At 61.2% G+C, this 245-nt stretch carries 1 protein-coding gene; it reads left to right on the plus strand.

Annotated features, from left to right (window positions below):
- Positions 1 to 245: transposase (locus tag GWC77_RS29015; RefSeq protein WP_173263107.1), on the plus strand; the 245-nt coding region annotated here is incomplete at both ends.

Genomic DNA, 245 nt, shown 5'->3' on the forward strand with positions numbered 1-245 from the left:
TCGGGCTCGACCGAACCAGGCGCAGTGTGGTTTGCTTACTCGCCGGACCGCAAAGGCATTCATCCCCAGACCCATCTGGCCGGATTCAAGGGTATCTTGCAGGCCGACGCCTACAGCGGCTTCAACGAACTGTACGAGAGCGGCAAGATTCGCGAGGCGGCATGCTGGGACCATGCGAGACGATACATATACGACGTGCATGCCCGAACGCCGACCGAGGCGACCCGGGAGGTGCTCGAGTTGAT

It is taken from the genome of Paraburkholderia sp. NMBU_R16 (genome assembly GCF_013282575.1).
GTDB lineage: Bacteria > Pseudomonadota > Gammaproteobacteria > Burkholderiales > Burkholderiaceae > Trinickia.